Origin of the sequence: Leptospira alstonii serovar Sichuan str. 79601, assembly GCF_000347175.1 — a bacterium.
Taxonomy (GTDB): domain Bacteria; phylum Spirochaetota; class Leptospiria; order Leptospirales; family Leptospiraceae; genus Leptospira; species Leptospira alstonii.
The window spans coordinates 1-19239 of sequence record NZ_ANIK01000119.1 but is presented as its reverse complement, the minus strand read 5'-3'; the positions used below and the strand labels follow the sequence as shown (position 1 = coordinate 19239).

General features: G+C 41.2%; 19 protein-coding genes. 8 read left to right on the top strand and 11 right to left on the bottom strand.

The features are described from left to right. A partial coding sequence (locus tag LEP1GSC194_RS19735) for an IS110 family transposase (RefSeq protein WP_020775249.1) occupies positions 1-304 on the bottom strand: 304 nt, incomplete at its 3' end. A 163-nt stretch (positions 305-467) separates the two neighbouring features. Here LEP1GSC194_RS19735 and LEP1GSC194_RS19730 point away from each other — a divergent pair. Next, a complete protein-coding gene (locus LEP1GSC194_RS19730; protein ID WP_020775240.1) occupies positions 468-1616 on the top strand; it encodes a serine hydrolase domain-containing protein in 1149 nt (382 codons plus the stop codon). A gap of 104 nt (positions 1617-1720) precedes the next feature. Here the strand turns inward: LEP1GSC194_RS19730 and fliE are convergent, their stop codons facing one another. The 3 genes from fliE to flgB all read right to left on the bottom strand — a co-directional run bounded on the left by fliE (position 1721) and on the right by flgB (position 3066). Next, complete coding sequence (fliE, locus tag LEP1GSC194_RS19725) at positions 1721-2104, bottom strand: flagellar hook-basal body complex protein FliE (RefSeq protein ID WP_017810148.1); 384 nt, start codon at positions 2102-2104, stop codon at positions 1721-1723. A gap of 2 nt (positions 2105-2106) precedes the next feature. After that, a complete protein-coding gene (gene flgC, locus LEP1GSC194_RS19720) occupies positions 2107-2568 on the bottom strand; it encodes a flagellar basal body rod protein FlgC (RefSeq protein WP_017810149.1) in 462 nt (153 codons plus the stop codon). 66 nt (positions 2569-2634) lie between these two features. Then, positions 2635-3066 carry a flagellar basal body rod protein FlgB gene (gene flgB / locus LEP1GSC194_RS19715; RefSeq protein WP_036043858.1) on the bottom strand — a complete coding sequence of 144 codons (432 nt, stop codon included), beginning with the start codon at positions 3064-3066 and terminating at the stop codon, positions 2635-2637. A gap of 118 nt (positions 3067-3184) precedes the next feature. On the opposite strand from flgB, the gene LEP1GSC194_RS19710 reads away from it, so the two are divergent. The 6 genes from LEP1GSC194_RS19710 (at position 3185) to LEP1GSC194_RS19680 (ending at position 9037) form a co-directional block, all read left to right on the top strand. Next, positions 3185-3475: an STAS domain-containing protein gene (locus LEP1GSC194_RS19710; protein WP_036043856.1), complete on the top strand. Its 291-nt coding sequence runs from the start codon at positions 3185-3187 to the stop codon at positions 3473-3475. Positions 3476-3586: 111 nt separating this feature from the next. Next, a complete protein-coding gene (locus tag LEP1GSC194_RS19705) occupies positions 3587-3934 on the top strand; it encodes an LIC10301 family lipoprotein (protein ID WP_086005211.1) in 348 nt (115 codons plus the stop codon). A gap of 64 nt (positions 3935-3998) precedes the next feature. After that, complete coding sequence (locus LEP1GSC194_RS19700; protein WP_020775247.1) at positions 3999-5063, top strand: tetratricopeptide repeat protein; 1065 nt, start codon at positions 3999-4001, stop codon at positions 5061-5063. A 207-nt stretch (positions 5064-5270) separates the two neighbouring features. Beyond that, positions 5271-6545 carry a DUF3592 domain-containing protein gene (locus LEP1GSC194_RS19695; protein WP_036043862.1) on the top strand — a complete coding sequence of 425 codons (1275 nt, stop codon included), beginning with the start codon at positions 5271-5273 and terminating at the stop codon, positions 6543-6545. Positions 6546-7071: 526 nt separating this feature from the next. Next, the gene (locus LEP1GSC194_RS19685; RefSeq protein ID WP_036043860.1) at positions 7072-7881 is read left to right on the top strand and encodes a fatty acid desaturase family protein; all 810 of its coding nucleotides are present in this window, start codon (positions 7072-7074) and stop codon (positions 7879-7881) included. A gap of 4 nt (positions 7882-7885) precedes the next feature. Continuing rightward, positions 7886-9037 (top strand): MBL fold metallo-hydrolase, encoded by a 1152-nt coding sequence (locus LEP1GSC194_RS19680; protein WP_020775235.1) that lies wholly within the window; start codon positions 7886-7888, stop codon positions 9035-9037. 144 nt (positions 9038-9181) lie between these two features. Here LEP1GSC194_RS19680 and LEP1GSC194_RS19675 read toward each other — a convergent pair whose 3' ends face one another. The 5 genes from LEP1GSC194_RS19675 to gcvT form a co-directional block, all read right to left on the bottom strand. Further along, complete coding sequence (locus LEP1GSC194_RS19675; RefSeq protein WP_017809909.1) at positions 9182-9598, bottom strand: YbaN family protein; 417 nt, start codon at positions 9596-9598, stop codon at positions 9182-9184. Between the two features lie 170 nt (positions 9599-9768). Continuing rightward, positions 9769-10743: a dienelactone hydrolase family protein gene (locus LEP1GSC194_RS19670; protein ID WP_020775246.1), complete on the bottom strand. Its 975-nt coding sequence runs from the start codon at positions 10741-10743 to the stop codon at positions 9769-9771. A 229-nt stretch (positions 10744-10972) separates the two neighbouring features. Beyond that, positions 10973-13867 carry an aminomethyl-transferring glycine dehydrogenase gene (gcvP, locus tag LEP1GSC194_RS19665; RefSeq protein WP_020775241.1) on the bottom strand — a complete coding sequence of 965 codons (2895 nt, stop codon included), beginning with the start codon at positions 13865-13867 and terminating at the stop codon, positions 10973-10975. 39 nt (positions 13868-13906) lie between these two features. Then, the gene (gene gcvH, locus LEP1GSC194_RS19660) at positions 13907-14299 is read right to left on the bottom strand and encodes a glycine cleavage system protein GcvH (RefSeq protein WP_020775248.1); all 393 of its coding nucleotides are present in this window, start codon (positions 14297-14299) and stop codon (positions 13907-13909) included. 17 nt (positions 14300-14316) lie between these two features. Beyond that, positions 14317-15432: a glycine cleavage system aminomethyltransferase GcvT gene (gene gcvT / locus LEP1GSC194_RS19655; RefSeq protein WP_020775238.1), complete on the bottom strand. Its 1116-nt coding sequence runs from the start codon at positions 15430-15432 to the stop codon at positions 14317-14319. Positions 15433-15824: 392 nt separating this feature from the next. Between gcvT and LEP1GSC194_RS22775 the strand changes: the two genes are divergently transcribed. Next, positions 15825-16127: an LA_0364 family Cys-rich lipoprotein gene (locus LEP1GSC194_RS22775; protein WP_081605150.1), complete on the top strand. Its 303-nt coding sequence runs from the start codon at positions 15825-15827 to the stop codon at positions 16125-16127. Between the two features lie 208 nt (positions 16128-16335). Here the strand turns inward: LEP1GSC194_RS22775 and LEP1GSC194_RS19645 are convergent, their stop codons facing one another. Both LEP1GSC194_RS19645 and LEP1GSC194_RS19640 read right to left on the bottom strand, forming a co-directional pair. Further along, complete coding sequence (locus LEP1GSC194_RS19645) at positions 16336-17430, bottom strand: MltA domain-containing protein (protein ID WP_020775236.1); 1095 nt, start codon at positions 17428-17430, stop codon at positions 16336-16338. Between the two features lie 2 nt (positions 17431-17432). After that, positions 17433-19046: a 7TM diverse intracellular signaling domain-containing protein gene (locus tag LEP1GSC194_RS19640; RefSeq protein WP_036043853.1), complete on the bottom strand. Its 1614-nt coding sequence runs from the start codon at positions 19044-19046 to the stop codon at positions 17433-17435. Positions 19047-19239: the final 193 nt, after the last annotated feature.

Sequence of the window (19239 nt, the reverse complement as noted above, 5' to 3'; positions counted from 1 at the left end):
CATCTCTTTTATCCGTTTTGATTTTGTCCGAACTTTGTCTTGGGATCTTGCCCGGTGCTATCAATGTGCAATTCACTCCTAAGGAATTTAAATATCTGTAAAGTGGATACCCGGTTACTCCTGCTTCGTAACAACAATGTATTTCGTTCCATTCCGATTTCAGTTTGGTTACAAATTTTTTAATCTGAACCTCATTATGCTTTATCTGTTGTTCTTTCACCAGTTCCTTTGAATTGCTCGTTAAATACGCGATACTGATCGTTTCTTTGTGGACATCCATTCCTACATATACTTTTCTTTTCATTACGTTCCTTCTGTTGGTTTTCTTGTTTTGTGGTAAATGCTTCGCATCTAACCCACGGTTTTCAAGCCGAGAAGGGGCGCCATTTTGTCTAAATCCGATTTTTAGGGTTTTATTTCGTGATTTCGTTGCTCTTTCCGTTTTTATTCTAATCGATGGAACCAGTATGAAACGTCCTTTTCTTCTTCCTTACACAATCATTCTATTCTGTTTTTGTCAATGCGGGTGGAACATGAAAAATCAGACCTTGAACGAACAGGCAAAAATAAAAGAATATTTACGAGCGGAAATCAAAAATAATAAATTTCCCGCGATCCAATACGTAGTTGTTTCCGATTCCGAGATATTTCAGTTCAACGAAGGCCTTTCGAATGTTTCGGAAAATACTCAAATCACGAATGATACGACGATGATGATCTATTCGATGACAAAGACGATCACTGCAATTTCGATTCTTCAATTGGTCGAACAAGGAAAACTATTCCTCGATGATTCGGCGATTCAATATATCCCTGAAATTCCCTACGGGAAGGAAGTGACGATACGTCGCCTTTTATCCCAGACTTCCGGCATTCCGAATCCGATCCCGTTGCGATGGGTTCACCTTAGGGAAGAGCACACGAAATTCGACGAACAATCGAGCTTACAATCCGTTTTATCCGAGTATCCGGAATTGGAATTTAAACCCGGACAAAAATATCGTTATTCTAATATTTCCTATTGGTTGCTCGGACGAATCGTCGCGAAAGTATCGGGACTTTCCTTTGAAGATTATGTGCGTAAAAACGTTTTTCAAAGATTGAATCTCAAGGAACAAGAAGCGAATTTTATTATCCCGGATTCGTCCAAACATGCGAAAGGATATTTGCCGAAATGGTCGATCTTCGATATTCTGAAATCATTTTTAGTCGATAAAAAATTCATAGGCCCGTATGAAAAGGGTTGGTTGCTGATTAACGATCATTATATGAATGGGCCTTCTTTCGGCGGAATGATTTGTTCCGCATACGCTTTCGGACTCATCCTTCAGGATCTGTTAAAGGATCATTCAAAACTTCTCGGAGCGAACGGAAAAAAACTGCTTTTTGAACAACAACGAAATCTCGTAAATAAACCGGTGGAAATGACCTTAGGCTTGCATATCGGATCCCAGAATAAAAAAGAATACTACTTTAAGGAAGGAGGCGGGGCCGGTTTTCACAGCGAAATGCGGATCTATCCGAAAGAAAAAATCGGGACCGTTCTTATCGTAAACAATGGAGCGTCTAACGCCGATTCTTTGATGAACACATTGGACAATGTATTCTTGAAATGATGGCAATGTCAGTAATTCTGTATAAATGACTTTCTTTAAAAAGAATCGAGAATCAATCGATCCCCGAAAATTTTCGAAGATCGATTCTAAATTAAGATTGGGTTTTATCTAAGCGAAGTGAGTTCTCTGTAAGCCCGGACGACTCCGTCGGCGATCGTTTTTGTGAATGTCAGAGCGACTCTCGCTTTTTCGGAAGCGATCATCACTTCGTGAGCGTCCACCGAGTTCGGATCAAAAACCATTTTCTGAGTCATTTCATCCGCGTCGACTTGAAGATCGTTCACGGAGGTCAGAGCATTCTTCATCGCCTCCGAAAAACTTTCCGCGACGTAATCGGGAGAAACGGGTTGTTTTACGTCTTTGTAATGTCTTTCTTCCGTAATGGATACGTTTACCTTATCGCCTTTCGGATTGAGAGGGTGCGCCTTGCCGCCGTTGTAACCGGAGTTATACGTATACCAAAGTGAAGAATTAGAATTGATTTCCATAATTATGCCCTACCGATTTCCAGAGCTTTGTTAAACATCGCTTTGGATCCGTTTATCATTTGTACGTTTGCTTCATAGGATCTGGACGCCGAAATCATATCCGTCATTTCCGTTACGATATTGACGTTAGGCATCTCGACGTATCCTTTCTTGGGACCGATCTGAATCGAATCGGGATGGGTCGGATCGTAAACCAATCGAAGAGGGGTCATGTCCTTTTCGATCTTCATCACCTTCCCACCCTTTCCTTCTCCCGGAGCGACCCCGAACGGATATACGGGACTTCTCCATTTGGTTCTCAAATTGATCGGAGTCATCACGACTCTGTCTCTTCTAAAAGGACCGTCCCCGTTCGTATTCCGAGTCGTAGTCGAGTTTGCTATGTTATTGGAGATAACATCCATTCTCAATCTCTGAGCGGATAAACCGGTTGCGGAAATATTGATCGATGAAAAAAGTCCCATTTCTACTTCCTAAAGCGTAAAAGTATGTCTCATTAAAATAAATTCAAGAAGATTAAATCCGAATTTTTAAGCCATTCTCATGACTTGTTTCAAATCCCTATAGTTCTGATTGATTCTTTCGGACATCATCATGTATTGCATTTGAGAATTGGAGGCTTCCACAACTTCCTTTTCCACGTCTATATTGTTTCCGTCGGCTCTCATAGTCGTTAGGTAGTCGATGTTCGCTTTCGGTTGAACTTCGCGATAGTCCAAGGGTTTGAAGAATTGAATATGGCGTTCGTCCGAGATTTGGGTCGGCGCTTCTTTGATCGCTTCGATTTTTTCGGATTCGATCGCCCTTTTTATCATCGATTCGAAGACAACCTCGGACCTTTTGAAATGAGGAACGTCTGCGTTCGCGATATTGTCCGAAATCACTTTTCTTTTGAAAATAGAGTTATTCATTCCTCTTTCCAGCAAATCCTGGGTTTTCATAAAATGGGTTTTCTCAAACATTATTTCTCTCCCCTCCAAAAAATCGGTTGAATTTGCGATTTCCAGGAGAGATTTTTTTAAAGAGAAAGTTTTTTCCGAACTTACAGAGTGTGCGGAAAACTTCGAAGTTCAAATTCCTATGTCAGAAGTTCCAGAAACAATCGAAATCACTCCGGATCTTGCGACCCTCTTTAACGATTACTATGCGTTCAGGACGATGCTCATGGATGCGGTCGCTAAAAAACCGAAGAATATCGTTCTCAATCTGCGTGATATTTCTATGATGAATTCCGTTTCAATCAGCTCTTTAGTCTGGTTCTTAAAGAATGCCCGTTCGGAAGGAATTTCCTGTACGATCAGCGCGATTCATCCCGATCTTCTCAATACGTTCGAGGTTCTAAACTTGAAAGAATATTTGGAAACTCGGTAAGTTCCCGTTCGATCTTTGAAAATTATTTCCATTCAGTCGCCGTCTTGATTTGTCCGTGTGAAGATACGATTTTCATTGGACAATGGGAGACACATCTCTATGTTTGAATCTATGAAAAAAATCGTTCTCATTTCTTCTTTGATTCTGTTCCTATTCGCCGCTTGTAAAAAAAAGGAAGAGTTGATTTTGGGAGATTGGGTAAAGGTTAAAGAATGTTCCGAAAAAGGGGAATGCGCCGATATAAGTAAGGAGAAAAGGAACCATCTCCAAATTTTTCCGCAGGGTCTCGCGAAGTACGACACTTTTCATCTTACGTATAAAATGCAAGGAGACGATATCCATTTTAATCTGGCCGATCTCGCCTTTGATTTGGAATATAAAATCCTAAACGTGAACGAAAAAGAACTTCGACTTTTTAATAAAAAAACCCATGACGAAGAATACTTTGAAAAAAACTGAATCATATAACGCTTTCTTTTTTTTCTGAGTTTGGAACGGATTCGGTTCGAATAAAAAGGAACGTATGAAACGTATCTTTCATTTACTCCTATTGTTGTTCTTTTTTTCGTGTGTACTTTTTGCAAACGACGAAGAAGAAAATTATAACGACAATTCCGCTTCAACTTCCAATCAAGATAACGTTCCTTTAAGCCCGACCGATGCCGCTCGACGCAGGGTTCAAATCGCCGCGTTGAATACCGAAACCGTAAATCTCATCCGCGCCAATAACCTCGGTAAGGCTTCCGTTAACATCGATAAAATCAAAAGATTGGATGAGAATTCGGTAGAATATAATTATCTGAAAGGTTCTTATCTTTACGCGCAAGGTAGATATCCTCAAGCGAAGAATTCCCTTTTGAAGGCGATTCAGATTCATCCGGGCCACGACCCTTCCTACTATTTGTTGGGAATGATTTTTGTTCAGAGAAACAAATGGGCGAGGTCTCTGGAATACTTTCAGAAAGCGGTGGAACTTTCCAATTACAACCCGTTCTATAGAATCAACTTGGCGCTGGCTTACTTTGAAACCGGGAATTATCTTAGAGCGAAAGCGGAAGCGGAAAGAGCGATCGAACTCAAACCGAATTTTAGGGCCGCGAAACTTCTTCTTCTAAAATCCAATTTCCTTTTGGGCAACAAAGCGGACGCTTATGCACAGTGTGCGGATTTCGTTAAGGAAGGATTCGTTTCCCGGGAATATATGTTGATACATGCAAGACTTGTAATGGACATTCATCAAAATTACAGAAAGGCGATCAAAATTTACGCTCAATACGGGGAACTTCCCTTTCAGGAGAAACGATTCTTAGCTCACGCATATTATAATACCGGAAATTACCGCGCGGCTGCGACTACCTATCAAGCCGTGGTTCAATTGAAAATCGCCGAAGAAGAAGACAAAATCGAATACATTCGTTCCCTTTCTTTCATCAAGGATTATAAAAGGCTCGAATCTTTCGTGACGTCTTGGCTTCAGGAAGAACCGGATAAACGAAGAAAGGTTCAAGAGGCTTTGGATATCGCGGAACTTCTTAAAGAAAACGATTCCAAAGTTTTCCACATGTTCCCTTCCCGTTCACCATATTGAGTTGCGACCCATAGGGAGCAACTCAGTGAGTTTGAAGAGCGTTCAATTGAAATAGGTGTTTCATTCTCTATGGATCATTGGGTAGGGAGCGAAGTAGCCAAAAGCCGCGAAGCGAAAGCGTTGGCGTATAACACAAGTTATTTTAGGGATCGTATTTTAAACAATACTTATAGAGAATGACGCTTGAAACATTTTCCAAAGATGTCCTTGCAAAAATCCGATAGAAAGATCACAATCGTAAGCGTACTTATTTTAGTATTATTTTTTTCTTATATATGGTATATCTTTTCTTTTCCTCCGCAAGAAAGATTCGGATTTCGTAACATTCCGTTTTGGTTTGCGTATCTCATCGTTTGCATCGGCTTTATTTCTATTCTTTCCAATCTCCTCTCGTTTTTTATAGAAAAAAGAAAAGCAAAGGATTTTTCTATAGCGATTATTTTGTTTTTCTTTTCGATCTATTATTCAATTGGAATTTATAATCTGTTCGGTTCGATCCAAGAAACAGCAAATTATCATAATACGGAAGGTATTATTTTAGAAAATGAGATTCGCTGGACCGGAGACATTACAATAAGAGAGTCAAATTTTTATTTACATCTAAGATATTCGTACACTGCTCCCGACGGACTTGCAAAAATCGGAACTTACACATATCTTTACGATACGGATCTTGATTCGGATCGAAGAGAAAATTTTGTAAAACAATATCCGGTAGGATCTCAGATTAAGGTTTTTTATAATCCAAAAATCCCCGAAATATCGTGTTTATACCAAGGTTTCAAAGGCGGGATCGATTGGTATTTGTATACGGAGATTATCGATTTATTATTCATACTATTACTTGTTTCGGTTTCTATCCGTTTCTTATATTTGGGAATAACCGATAAAGGTTCTCCCGAATCGACTCAAAATTTTTTTATAAAAAGTTTTAAAGAAATAATTAAATCACCTCGGAACAATACAACAGACGAAAGAGAACAAATCGAAACTCTTCCGAGCAAAACGGAATATAGGAATGACGGATCTTTTCATACGTTCATCGTCCGTTGGATGTCGTATCTGATTTTAATAATATTATCGATCCCCATATATGTCTCCATAGGTTATATATTTTTTTATACGGGATATGAGAATTTATTTTTATATCAAAATAGAAATCCTACGATCCTAGAAATAATCAACATTCTATTCTTTTTATCCGGAATTGCCGGTATTGTTTTGATATGGTTCAATAAGACGGTTATCAAGGTAAATCGTAAATCCTGTATCATTTACAATTCACCGATTCGATGGAAACGAATCAAAGAATTTGAATTAACTAATTTTAAAGACTATTTTATAAAAGAAAATCCGACGTTTTTCGGGAACGAACTTTGGGCAAAAGATTTTGAAAATAATGATATATTTATGGAAAGATTTGATTCCTACGATCAGGCTATTTTTTTTAAAAGATTTATAAAAAACATAACACAACAATAGAGTGATGAAACATTAGAGTTGTTTAAAAATTCAATAGTGAAGTTTAACAAAATTACTTTAATCGTTCATTTCAATGAAACAGAAACAAATGGAGAATTAATTTTTCAACAACTCTATTATAAAAATAATTCGATTCAAAATTACAAAATCATTGCGAGATTTTGGAAATCAATTATTTCAAATTAGACATACATACGCCTCTGATTGAGTATTTTGTCTAAACGTTAGGGCGCGTTCCGTGATTTCGATTTTACCGTTTCGTCAATTCGTCGGTTTGAAGTAACGTAAGTTCGGTATAAACGATGCGAAAGCGATTGAAGCGGAATCAACAAATTGGAATGACGAAAGAACTTCGCTTTTGGAGTAATCCTTCAATTTGTTGATTGGAGCCGAAAGCGCGGTCCGGCTCCGTTTTTTTCCGTAAGAAAAAAAGGGGCCGGATTCGCCCAAACTTTCTTATATCGAATTCGCGTTAAATACGAATTTTTTGATTGAAGTAACCTCATGGAATTGAGTCAGTATGAAAATGATACGCCGTCCTACCGATTTACCGAAACTGAACGAATTAAGTCCGAACTTATTGCATGTAAAGTTTTATAGAATCGTTTGTTCCCTCTTGATTCCTTTTGTCTGTTGTGGTGTTTATTTCTATTGTGCAATTAGGGATCTTTGGTTTTTCTCCGTTTGCATTCTTATATATTTAAGTTTCATTACGTACGCCTCCATCTCTCACGATTTGGTTCATCGTACTCTAAAACTTCCGAAATTTTGGAATCATTTTTTTTTGACCTTAATAGAACTCTTAGCGTTACGTAGCGGTCATGCCTATCAAATGGCGCATTTACAACATCATCGAACTTTTCCCGCTGATGAGGATGTCGAGGGGAACGCATCTAAGTTGCCGTTTTTAAGCGTTTTGTTTTGCGGGGTTACGTTTCAGGGAAGGATCTGGTTGTGGGCCCTCAAAGCGGACGGAAGTAGAAGGATAATCGTTCTGATAGAGGGTTTATTATGTTTTTTGATTATTCTAAGCGCTTTAATTCTTTATAATGTATTTCCGATATTTTCAATTTATGTGAGTTTAATGATCGCGGGTAGTTGGGTAATACCCTTTTTTACTTCGTACATTCCGCACGATCCTTTTCAGGAAGATCTTTTGAAACAAACTCGGTTATTTCGCGGAAGAGTGGCTTCCTTTATCGCTATGGAACATCTCTATCACTTGGAACATCATCTCTATCCTACGGTTCCACACCACAATTGGCCGAAACTGGCAAAACAACTCGATCCCTATTTCGAAAAAAAAGAAATTAAATCGATTCGATTTTTATTTTGAACCAATGAAATCGCTTCCGTCTATTCAGTCGTTATTCCCGAAAAACGACCGAAAAACAATCTTTTGTTTTTGGATACGTTACTGGACTTTATTTTTTATTTTTCTTCCCTGGATATTGGTTCGGCAGATAGGAATTTCTTTCTCTAATCTATTGGCCGCATTATGGACTTGGAATAAAGAAATCGTTTTACTGTCGGATACGTTACGATTAATCTACATGAACAATATTTCTTCTTTGTTTCTATCCGTAATTTTCGGGGAGCGTTTTACGGCTATTCATTACCGGGATATTTTGTTCGATCCGGGACCTACCTTTAGTCGGAAAAAAATAAAAAAGTACGTCGTAAGCCGATCGAAAGACATTCGTACGCTTGTCCTTACCCACGCTCACGAAGAACATATCGGGAACGTCCCTACGGTTCTTTCCGAGTTGAATATCCCGGTTTATGCGACTTCGACCACGTTGCAAGCCGTACGGAACCCGGAAAGTCTTTCGATACTGCGCAGAGTATTTATCGGACAGCCTACTTCAAATGATACGGAGAATATGAAATCTCTGGAAACTACGGTCGATACCCCGGCAATTTCGCTGCAGGTAATCCAATCGCCGGGACATTGCGACGGTCACGCTTCCTTCTATGATCCTGAACATCGCATATTGTTTGCCGGAGATTCTTTTATGCATACAGTATTTACGTCTCCTAACCGCGATGTGTCCGGCGCCGACTGGATTAGAACATTACAAAGTTATTGTGAACTGGATATAGGCACTATGATCGGCGCCCACGGTTACGTTTATACTTCGGATGAAACGATCCTACGGAGTCGTTTTGTAGTTCGCCGTAAGGATCCTAAACGAATGATTCTGGATAAACTTCGTTTTATGGAATGGGCTCGCGATGTAGTGATGGAAGGCGAGAAACGCGGACTACCTTATTCCGTAATCGAAGCTTGTTTGTTTCCGTGGCAAAGTTGGTGGTCATGGTATACTTGGTTTACGGATGAATCGGGGCGTTTGTTTAGCGCCGGAGAATTTTCTAGGACTCACTTCTTACGGAGTTTTTCATCCTTTCCCGAGAATGTGCCTTTTCGATTCCCTATGTTTGCCAATTTGATAAGTCGTCTTAAAAAAATTTTAACAAAGGGAATTTTCTAATATACCGAAACTACGCAGTTCTTGCATATTATAAAATTTGCATTTACCTTTGGACCCGCCAAGTAATTTGGAAGTAAGGTTCCTTAAAATTAATACGAAGCGTTTGATTCCCGCTTTTTTATACAGACGGCCTTCCTCTAAGATTCAGACTTTCGGTTTCGTAGGAATCCGGATCAAATAGATCACGACGAGAATTCCGATCAGACAAACGAGAATCTTTACCGCTAAAATCGGAATAAAAAAGAATACGCTGGTTCCGATCGTCACAAAAATCATGGAAATCGCTAGGATCTTCGCTCTCAGAGGAATCATTTTATGAATTCTCCAATCGCGGATATAAGAACCGAAGTATCGATTGTTCATGAGCCAATTGTAAAATCGATGCGAAGCTCGCGCATAACAAGCGGCGGATAAAAGTAGAAAAGGTGTGGTGGGAAGAATCGGCGTAAAAATTCCGATAATCCCCAAGATTAACGAAACGGAACCGGCGATAAAGAGTAAAAACCGAATGATCTTCGATCGATGCAAACGGACTTCGTCGCCGTAATCTTTTTTCTCCATATGGAATAGAATCGAAATTGTATATAACAATTCAATTCTTTTAGAATGAGTTTTCGTATTTTACGGAAGACTTGCGGATCTACCGATTATACCGAATGAGAGCGTTTCAGTATTTGATTGTGAAGGTTTACGGTAAATTTTACTTCAAGGTCCAAACTCCTATTTTTCCCTTAAGGATTGTACAATTGAAAGAAGTTAACCGCTTCTTGATCCGCGTTCGGTTTTGCCGCAACATCGTTTGCGTCGAATTTGGACGATACCGCCTTGGCCTCGTCAAAACTATGATGTGTGTTCGGATAAACGGTCATCGCGATCGAGTTGTTGGTCGCCGCGTTTGCGCCTAACGTTTGCGCTCTTGAAATTCTCGTATTACAATATCCGCCGGTATAAAGCGGGTCCGCGCCCGCCGCGAGAATCTTGATATGCGTATAAGGAAGATACTGACTTCCGGAAATTCCGCCAAAAGCGTTGTTGAGTCCACATCCCGGATAGAAGGAAATCACCGCCTTGAACGGTCTGCGATTTTCGGAACGATATTGCAAAGTAGAATTCGTATCCACCGTGGAGAACACGCTGCTTCCTCCGTGGGACCATCCGAGCAAAACGATTCGATCGTTATTAATCACTTTGGACCTTTTGACGTAAGTAATTGCTGCGTAGGCGTCGGTTGGTCTGTCGGTTACTTCCGAAGTTCCAACGTTGGCTCCGTTGCTACACTGATTTTGAGGTGCGTTCCTTGGCGTAAAACTATCTATTAGAAGAGTTGCATATCCCAGATTTTTTCCCCGATCGGCCCATTCCGTATAAAGAGAAGAAACTCCCTTACTCGCGTCGCTGTTTGAATGCGCGCCGGCGCAACCGTGCATCATAACGATCAACGGAAACCGGCCCATTCCTGCTGGTTTGGAAAAGTAAGCTTCCAAAGTCAATTTTTGAGTCGAATTATAGAGTTTAAATTTGTAGTTGGTAAGTTCCGCTTCTTGATCGATTGATACAGGGCCGGACATTAAACTCTGAGCCTCAAGTTCTTGCGCAATGATTAAGGAGGCTCCCGCTAAAAGCAGGGAGTTTTCTTTGTCTGAATTTTTACAGCTGAAAAGAAAAATGAGAAGGATCAGTCGTGGGTTGATTCTAAGTGACTTCATGTGAGATACAACAAGCTAAAGGGAAAATCTTTCGTTGAAAATGAAAAATACTCGAAATTGCCAAAAAGTAAACCCAACACAAACAAGAAAGGACGATTACAAAAAAAACAATTCGAGTATGAACGGTAAGGTTTGTCTCTGATGATTCGAACTTCATCGCGTAGCAGGTTTTCAGTGTAGCAAATCGTTTCATGATTCGTTTTTTCGTTATCGGACTTCGTTTAACAAATCACCGATAACTTTCTATCGGCAAACAGGAACAAACCAAGTTCCGGTCTCCGTATACGTTATCCACTCTTCCCACATAAGGCCAGAATTTATGATCTTTCAACCAAGGAGCGGGAAAGGCGGCGCGTTCCCTCGGATATAAATGATCCCAACGATCCGAAGTCGTCATCGCCGCGGTGTGCGGAGAGTTTTTCAGAGGATTGTCGGTTTTGTCTAACGTTCCGTTTTGAACGTCGACGATTTCCTGATGAATGAGAAGCATCGCCTCGCAGAATCGATCCAATTCTTCCAAGGATTCGGATTCGGTCGGTTCGATCATAAGAGTTCCCGGAACAGGAAAAGACATCGTAGGAGCGTGGAATCCGTAATCGATCAAACGTTTTGCGACGTCTTCCACTTCGATTCCCGCGGATTTTTTAAAAGGTCTTACGTCAAGGATACATTCGTGGGCTACAAAACCGTTCTTGCCTTTGTAAAGAACCGGATAAACTTTTTCCAAACGTTTGGCGATGTAGTTCGCGTTTAAGATCGAAGTGCGTGTCGCGTTCGTAAGTCCATCCTCGCCCATGAGAGCGATGTATATCCAAGAAATCAAAACAATACTCGCGCTTCCCCAAGGAGCCGCCGAAACCGCTCCGTGTTCGTTGCCGGTAGTATTGTCCACCAATACGTGTCCCGGTAAGAATGGAACGAGATGTTTTGCGACTCCGATCGGACCCACACCCGGTCCGCCTCCGCCGTGAGGTATGCAAAAAGTCTTATGTAGATTGAGATGACAAACGTCGGCGCCGATTTCACCCGGACTTGTTAATCCGACTTGAGCGTTCATGTTCGCTCCGTCCATATAAACCTGACCGCCGCGAGAATGAACGATCTGACAGATTTCTTTTGCGGATTCTTCAAAGACCCCGTGAGTGGAAGGGTAGGTGATCATCAACGCTGCGAGATCGTCTTTGTGTTCTTCGGCTTTGATTTTTAAATCGTCCAGATCTACGTTTCCATTCGGATCGCAGGCAACGACCACAACCTTAAAACCCGCCATCGCAGCGCTTGCAGGATTGGTTCCGTGAGCGGAGATCGGAATCAAACATACGTTTCTATGAGATTCTTTTCTGCTTTCGTGATATCTGCGAATCGCTAAAAGACCCGCGTATTCTCCTTGAGAACCCGCGTTCGGCTGTAAGGAAACTCCCGCAAACCCGGTGATTTCACAGAGCCATTTTTCCAGCTGTTCAAAAATGACTTTATATCCTTCGGTTTGATCCGCAGGTGCAAACGGATGGATCGCTCCGAACTCGGGCCAGGTAACCGGATACATTTCCGTAGTCGCGTTGAGTTTCATCGTACAAGAACCGAGAGGAATCATCGAGGTAGTCAAGGAAAGATCTCTGGATTCGAGTTTACGAATATAACGAAGCATTTTCGTTTCCGTATGATGAGACTGAAATACCGGATGCGCGAGATAAGAAGTATTTCTTTTGAAAGAATCGGGAACGTTTGCCGAGTTTAAAAAAAGCTTTTCTATGTCCGCATTCTTCACATCGAAAATGTCGAACAGATCCTTGAGGTCTGAAGCGTTTACAGTTTCGTCTAACGCGATTCCAATTCTTCCATCCTGAAATTCTCTCAAATTGATTTTTTTAGAATTTGCTTTATTAAGAATATCTTTTGCTTTTCCGCCCGCCTGAATCGTAATCGTATCAAAGAAAGAATCGTTCGTAATCGCAAAACCGACCGACTTCAAAGCGTTTGCAAGAACTCCGGTGAACTTGTGAATTCGAGTCGCGATGTCTTTAAGTCCTTCCGGTCCGTGATAAACCGCATACATCGAAGAAATCACCGCAAGTAAAACCTGGGCCGTGCAGATATTGCTCGTAGCCTTATCTCTGCGGATATGCTGTTCTCTGGTTTGAAGAGAAAGTCTGAGTCCAGGATTTCCCTGAGAATCTTTGGAAACTCCGATGAGTCTTCCCGGCATACTCCGCTTAAATTCGTCCTTGGTGGCAAAGTAACCCGCGTGAGGTCCGCCGAATCCGAGAGGAAGTCCGAATCTCTGAGAAGAACCGACCGCGATATCCGCTCCCATTTCACCCGGAGATTTGAGAAGAGTCAGCGCTAAAAGATCGGCTGCAACGGTTGCGACCGATCCTACGTTATGCGCTCTTTGAATAAAGGAAGTATAGTCTATGATTTTTCCGTCGGTGGCGGGATATTGAAGCAATACTCCGAAGAAGTCTTCGTTGAGTTCTACGGTTTCGTGACTTCCGATTTCAACCTCGATTCCGAGAGGATTGGCTCTTGTAACGACGACGTCGATCGTTTGAGGATGACAGAGTTCCGACACGAAGAATTTTTTAGCGGTCTCGTTCTTACGAACGGAATAGGTGAGAAACATCGCTTCCGCAGCGGCGGTTCCTTCGTCGAGAAGAGAAGCATTCGAAATTTCGAGTCCGGTCAGATCGACGATCATCGTCTGAAAGTTTAAAAGCGCCTCGAGACGTCCTTGAGAAATCTCGGCTTGATACGGAGTATAAGCCGTATACCAACCGGGATTTTCCAATATATTTCTTTGAATCACTCCGGGGATGATGCAGGAGTTATAACCCGCTCCGATGTAAGAACGAAAAACCTGATTCTGAGAAGCGATGAGCTTGAGATCCTGAAGGATCTTATGTTCGGTGGAAGCCTTCGGTAAATCCAGAGCCTTTTTCAGACGGATTCCTTCCGGAACCGCTTTTGCAATCAATTCTTCCAGAGAAGAAAGCCCCAACACTTTGAGCATCTCGGCGGTTTGTTGTCGGTCCGGTCCGATATGTCTTCTTGGAAAAGTATCCAAAGGATCGACGCCTACCTTTGCAAGATTTGTTTTGGTCTGATTCTGGAGAGTGGAGTTCATGTTCACCTGCTTCTAAATTCTCTATATTAGACTTTGATGTTATTCGAGTCCGGCGACGAGTTTTTTGTATTTTTCCGGACTTAGGAGTTTTTCCAGTTCGGAAGGGGAAAAGCCCTTCACTTTGATCATCCAGGAATCGAACGGTTTAGCGTTGACGTCGCCCGGATTTTTGGAAAGAGCGGGATTGGATTCGATCACTTCTCCGCCGATCGGAGCGTATAAATCTTCCGCGGCCTTAACCGATTCGATTGTCCCGAAAGTTTCAAATTGTTTAATGTTCTTTCCGGCTTTCGGAAGATCCACAAATACGATATCGCCGAGAGCGGACTGAGCGAAGTCCGAAATTCCGATAAGAGCCGTGTCTCCTTCCACCTTAACCCATTCGTGTTTTTCCGAAAAGAGATAACCTGCGGGTGCCTGCGTTTCTGCCATGATTAGTTTTTCCTAATTTAATTTTTTCTGATACTGCCCGGGATAAAAGGCTTTGTCGTTATGATAGCTTGTTTGGGTTGTTCTCGAATTTCAATCTGAATCGGTTCACCGTCTTTGATTTTTTCGGTTTTGATCAGAGCCAAACCGATTCCTTTTTTTAAAGAAGGGGAGAACGTTCCCGAAGTCGTTTTACCGATTTCATTTCCTTGAGAATCCAGAACTCGAAAGTTTTCTCTCGGAACACCCGCTTCCGTTAATGCGAAGGCGACGATTTTAGAAGAAACCCCGTTTTTCTTTTGGGAAAGAATTTTCTCGGATGAAAAGTAAGAGTTTTCTTTTTCCTTTACGATCCAACCGATTCCCGATTCGACCGGAGTCCATCGATCGTTGAGCTCGTGTCCGTAAAGAGGATATTTGGCTTCGATTCTCAGAGTGTCTCTCGCGCCGAGTCCGCAAGGAAGAAGCCCGTACGATTTTCCGGATTCCAAAAGTTCATTCCAAAGTTTTAATCCGAGAGGAATGGAAGAATAAATTTCGAAACCGTCTTCGCCCGTATACCCGGTTCTGGAAACGATGATCTCTTCTCCTTGATAGTCCAAAATTACGAAATGATAATATTGAATCGAATCCAATTCTCTACCTAAGAATTTGGAAAAGATCTCGTTTGCTTTCGGACCTTGCAGAGCGATCTGATGCCAGTTTAGACTTTGATCTTCGACGCGAACGTCGGATTTCGGAAGATGTTTGAGTAAGTGGGCCGTCACCGCTTCGTAGTTGGAAGCGTTGGAGCAGATCATATATTTTTCGGGGGAGAATTTATAGATCGTTACGTCGTCCACAAGCCCGCCGTTTTCATTTAAGACCGCGTTGTACTGAACTTGAAAATCGGAAAGAGAAGCAACCGAGTTGCAAGTTAGGGATTCTAAAAAATCGAGAACCGCTTTCGGATTGCCGGTCACGAAAATTTCTCCCATATGAGAGACGTCGAAAAGACCCGCCGCTTCTCGGGTCGCGTTGTGCTCGGCGATAATCCCCGAATATTGAACGGGCATGTCCCAACCTCCGAACGGAATCATTTTAGCGCCGAGGGATCGGTGGGTTTCGTAGAGCGGTGTTTTTTTATCTTGGGACATAAAGCTTTCCAGGTACCAATTTTTACTAGTTCCGTATTGGGACAAATGGATTTTTGGGGAAAATTTTCGGTCTTTAAACCGGATTTAGAGCTCTTTTTTAAGCGCAGATCTTGATCCGCCCTTTCCTTAAAACGGTTCTTTTACGGCTGCCGATTTATGAATAGCGCTAAAAACGATTTATATCCGGGCGATTTTGGATTTAGGACAAATAACGTAGTAAAACAAATTGAAAAATTATTTTTTTATAATACTCTTTCAAAAGATAAAATCGAAAAATTTGGAATCGGTGAAGTGATAATTTGATTGCAGGAAAATCTCAAGTTTATACGTTTATTTTACGGAGTTCTCAAAACTTAATTTTACATTATTAAAAGGACAAACAGCAGGGTTTTATGAAAAAAATTCATGTCGTTACGTTAGTCGTAGCTTTAACGTTATTTGCCTCCCGATGTTCCGAGGTTTCCCCACGTCAGAAATGTTACGAGGATAATTATTGTAAGTCGGCTGATTCGGATTGTTTGGCGGCTTCTTTATTGATTTCTTCGTTGTTGGAAGGCGGTTCAAAAAATTCGAGCGGTTCTGCGACAAGTTCGCGCTCCTCGAATTCTCTTTTGAGTACTTTGTTTAATCCTCTGCTTTGTGTGGGATCCAAGGCGACTTGCGAAGCGGATTGCGATAAAAAACATCCCTTTTGATCGAAACGATTCTCTCCGTTTTGGAATTTTTCAGATCGGAGAGAATCTTGTATGAATCGTGGATGAGGAAGTTGTTTACCACATTTGTCCCACTGATCCTTATAAAATAGAGTGCCGTATTTGAGCATAAGCCCCGCGTTAGGCGTCGTTATCTAATTATTTTAAATAATTGGAATACAATTGATCCTGAATATAGATTCGGGACCGTTTATTTTTTCGGCAAGATCAAAAGAATTTTCCCTTTGGTTTGAATTCTTCCCGCTTTTTCTTCCGCCGTTTTACCCGTTCCTAAATAATAATCCAAACGACCGTGTCCCATGATCTGAGAACCTCGATCGTGAACGAATACGATTCGGTTTTTTTCGGATAAAACCGGGGATTCGAAAGAGATCAAGGCGGGAATTCCTAAGGGAATGCTCGGGTCCATCGCTACGGATCTTTTAGGAATCAATTCGATTCCGCCGCTTCCTCGAGGAGAAGTCGATTCTCTTTTAAAAAAGACGTATCTCGGGTTTTTGAGAATCGCCGTCTCGACTTCTTTCGGAAATTCGAGAATACAATCTCTTAGATCGGATGGAATTAGACTCTTGCAGATTCCGTTTAAGGATTCCGCGGGACTCGTGTATTCTTTTCCGTTATCGGAAGAATAAGTGATACGGAACGGATCTTGATCGGGCGTTTTTACGAGGGCCGAACCTTCCAACTGGGCGAGATGTAAATCCGTGATTTTTACGAATACGATCGTTTTTGATTTGTTTCCCCGGACCGAAGGATCCGACAATTCCAATCTTGTTTCGTACGGAACGAAAACTCCGTTTACGATCTTCCCGACCGATTTTTGATTTCCTTCTTTTTTTACGATCAGGTCGGAAGGTTTCTCCAAAATCGGATGAATGAATTCTCCTTCCGGACGAAACCTCCCTTCTATTAAGACTTCATAATATGCCGTTATTTTTCCCCGAACCGCGTCCGCCGTTTCGAGGATTAGGAACGAATTTTGAAATTTGATTTTTCTCGATTCCGGGTTTTTTTCCAGAAGAATCGTTTCGAAAGATTTTAAGGAATTTAGCATTTCATTTTTATTATATGAAATATTTCGAATTTTCACGCTCCAGTTCGAGGGAAGTCTTTTGTAATACGATTCCGATTCTTTTAAGGCTCGATGTAACGAATCGAAATCTTCCTCATGTAAAACGAAGGGCGCTTCTTGAAAGGAAATGAATCCGGATTTTTCCAATTCTTTCGCCTCTAACCGATACGGGTTTAGGATAACTAAACAGATTAAAACGAATAAAAATCGCATTTTTAGATGGATTCGGGAAAGAGCATCAATTTGTATTCGGAAGACGTCATTCCCGTTAAAGTTTTAAAGGATTTTTCCATTTCTCTACCGGAAATAAAACCCGCTCTGTGTGCGATTTCCGATTGTTTCAAATCGGTTCTGGTTTTCAAAAGCTGTTTCGCTTCTTCCACTCTGTACTCGTTGACGTAACTTTCAAACGACTGAGCTTTCGAAAATTCCCGAACGAATCGGTCCAAATCGCGAGGTGTGATTTTGAGAATTTCAGCGAGATCTTCCTTGCTCAATTCGGAATTCTTAAAGATTCTTTCCACCTTCAATAGATGGTCCAAGCTGAATTGAAGCGAAGGAGTTTTGTTTTGAAATTCCGCGTTGGATAGTAGAACGGGAGTCTTTAGTTTTTCCTGCATCTGTCGGATATCGTAAGCGCGGCTCAAAAATTTTCTTTTTACGAATTTTTCGCGATCCCTGAGGCCTATCATTACTATGATATAAATCGAAGGAATGGACAATACGTAGGCGTGGACGAAGTATTCATGATACTTTATAAAATCTAAATAGTATAAAATTGTAATTAATACGCTTCCGACGATCGTAAGCATACAAAGAGCGATTTTTCGCGCGGGGGCAAAACTACGAATTACGGAAAACGTCGCAATTGCGATTAACGTGGAAACACAAACGAAGGTCCATGAAAAAGTTTTTACGACCATCGGACGATTTGCAATGAAAGAGGAACCGATCGCTAAAAATACGATTGAGATCGCGGTTCCCGATAAAAGGAACCGAAAAATTTTATGAAGCGAAGACGGAGAAAGAAATTGAACCATGAAGTGAGCGGAACAGGCGAGGGCCAGAAAAGCAAAAAGTGTAGGAGTGATGTTTTGAAATTCCGGCGCGTTGGGCCATAGATATTTATAACCGTTTGCAAAACAAGCCCAACCCTCCAATGTTAGAAATACAAGAAACCCGACGATGTTCAAATAGATCGGGTCGAGAGTTTGACGATAGACGAAACCGGTCAACAAAGTGACGAATAAACTTAGTACAAGGGAAAAAAGGATCAAAAGGTTTCTATAATAATTTCCCTTTTGATATTCCAAACCGGATTCTAAAAGAATTGGGAAGTTGATGATCGAAGACGTTTTGATCCAGAGATAATATTTACCGTCTTCATTTTGAACCTCCAGAGGTTCCAAATGAAAAACGGGATAATAATCGTCAACGGACCTTTCCGCGTATTGAAAACGATCCCCGGAAATTTGAACGGATGAATTCGTAAAAAGCGCCGCTCCGTCCAACGTTACTTGAGGAATTCTTACGAAACATCTGGATCTAGGATATTGTTTGATGTTGAATCGAATCCAAACCGATTCTTTGATAAAACCCAATTTTAAAAACGAACTTTCTTTCGGTGAAAAATCGAGATTTGTTTTAGGTTTTTTCGGGACCTCGTTCGATACGTCCGAGTCCATCGCAAATTCTATTTGATCGAACTCGCAGATTTCGGATTCAGGAGTGGAATGAAGGACTTTCGGTGAGACGAAAGACAAGAGCAGAACGAGTGAAAGAAAACGACCGCTAAACGTGGGTTTGAATTTCAGTAAGCGAATAAACATCCGAATCAATTCTTTTTGTTTCCTAAATATACGGCCTAAGCCCGTTAATAGTATCAAGAGTAATCTTTTCAGTCAAGATTTCAAAAAAAATTAGGCCATAATTTTAAAGGACTTTATTAGAGTTATTGAAAAATTCAATAGTCGCTATTAACAAAACTGCTTCCATCGTCCATTTCAATGAAACAGAAACAAA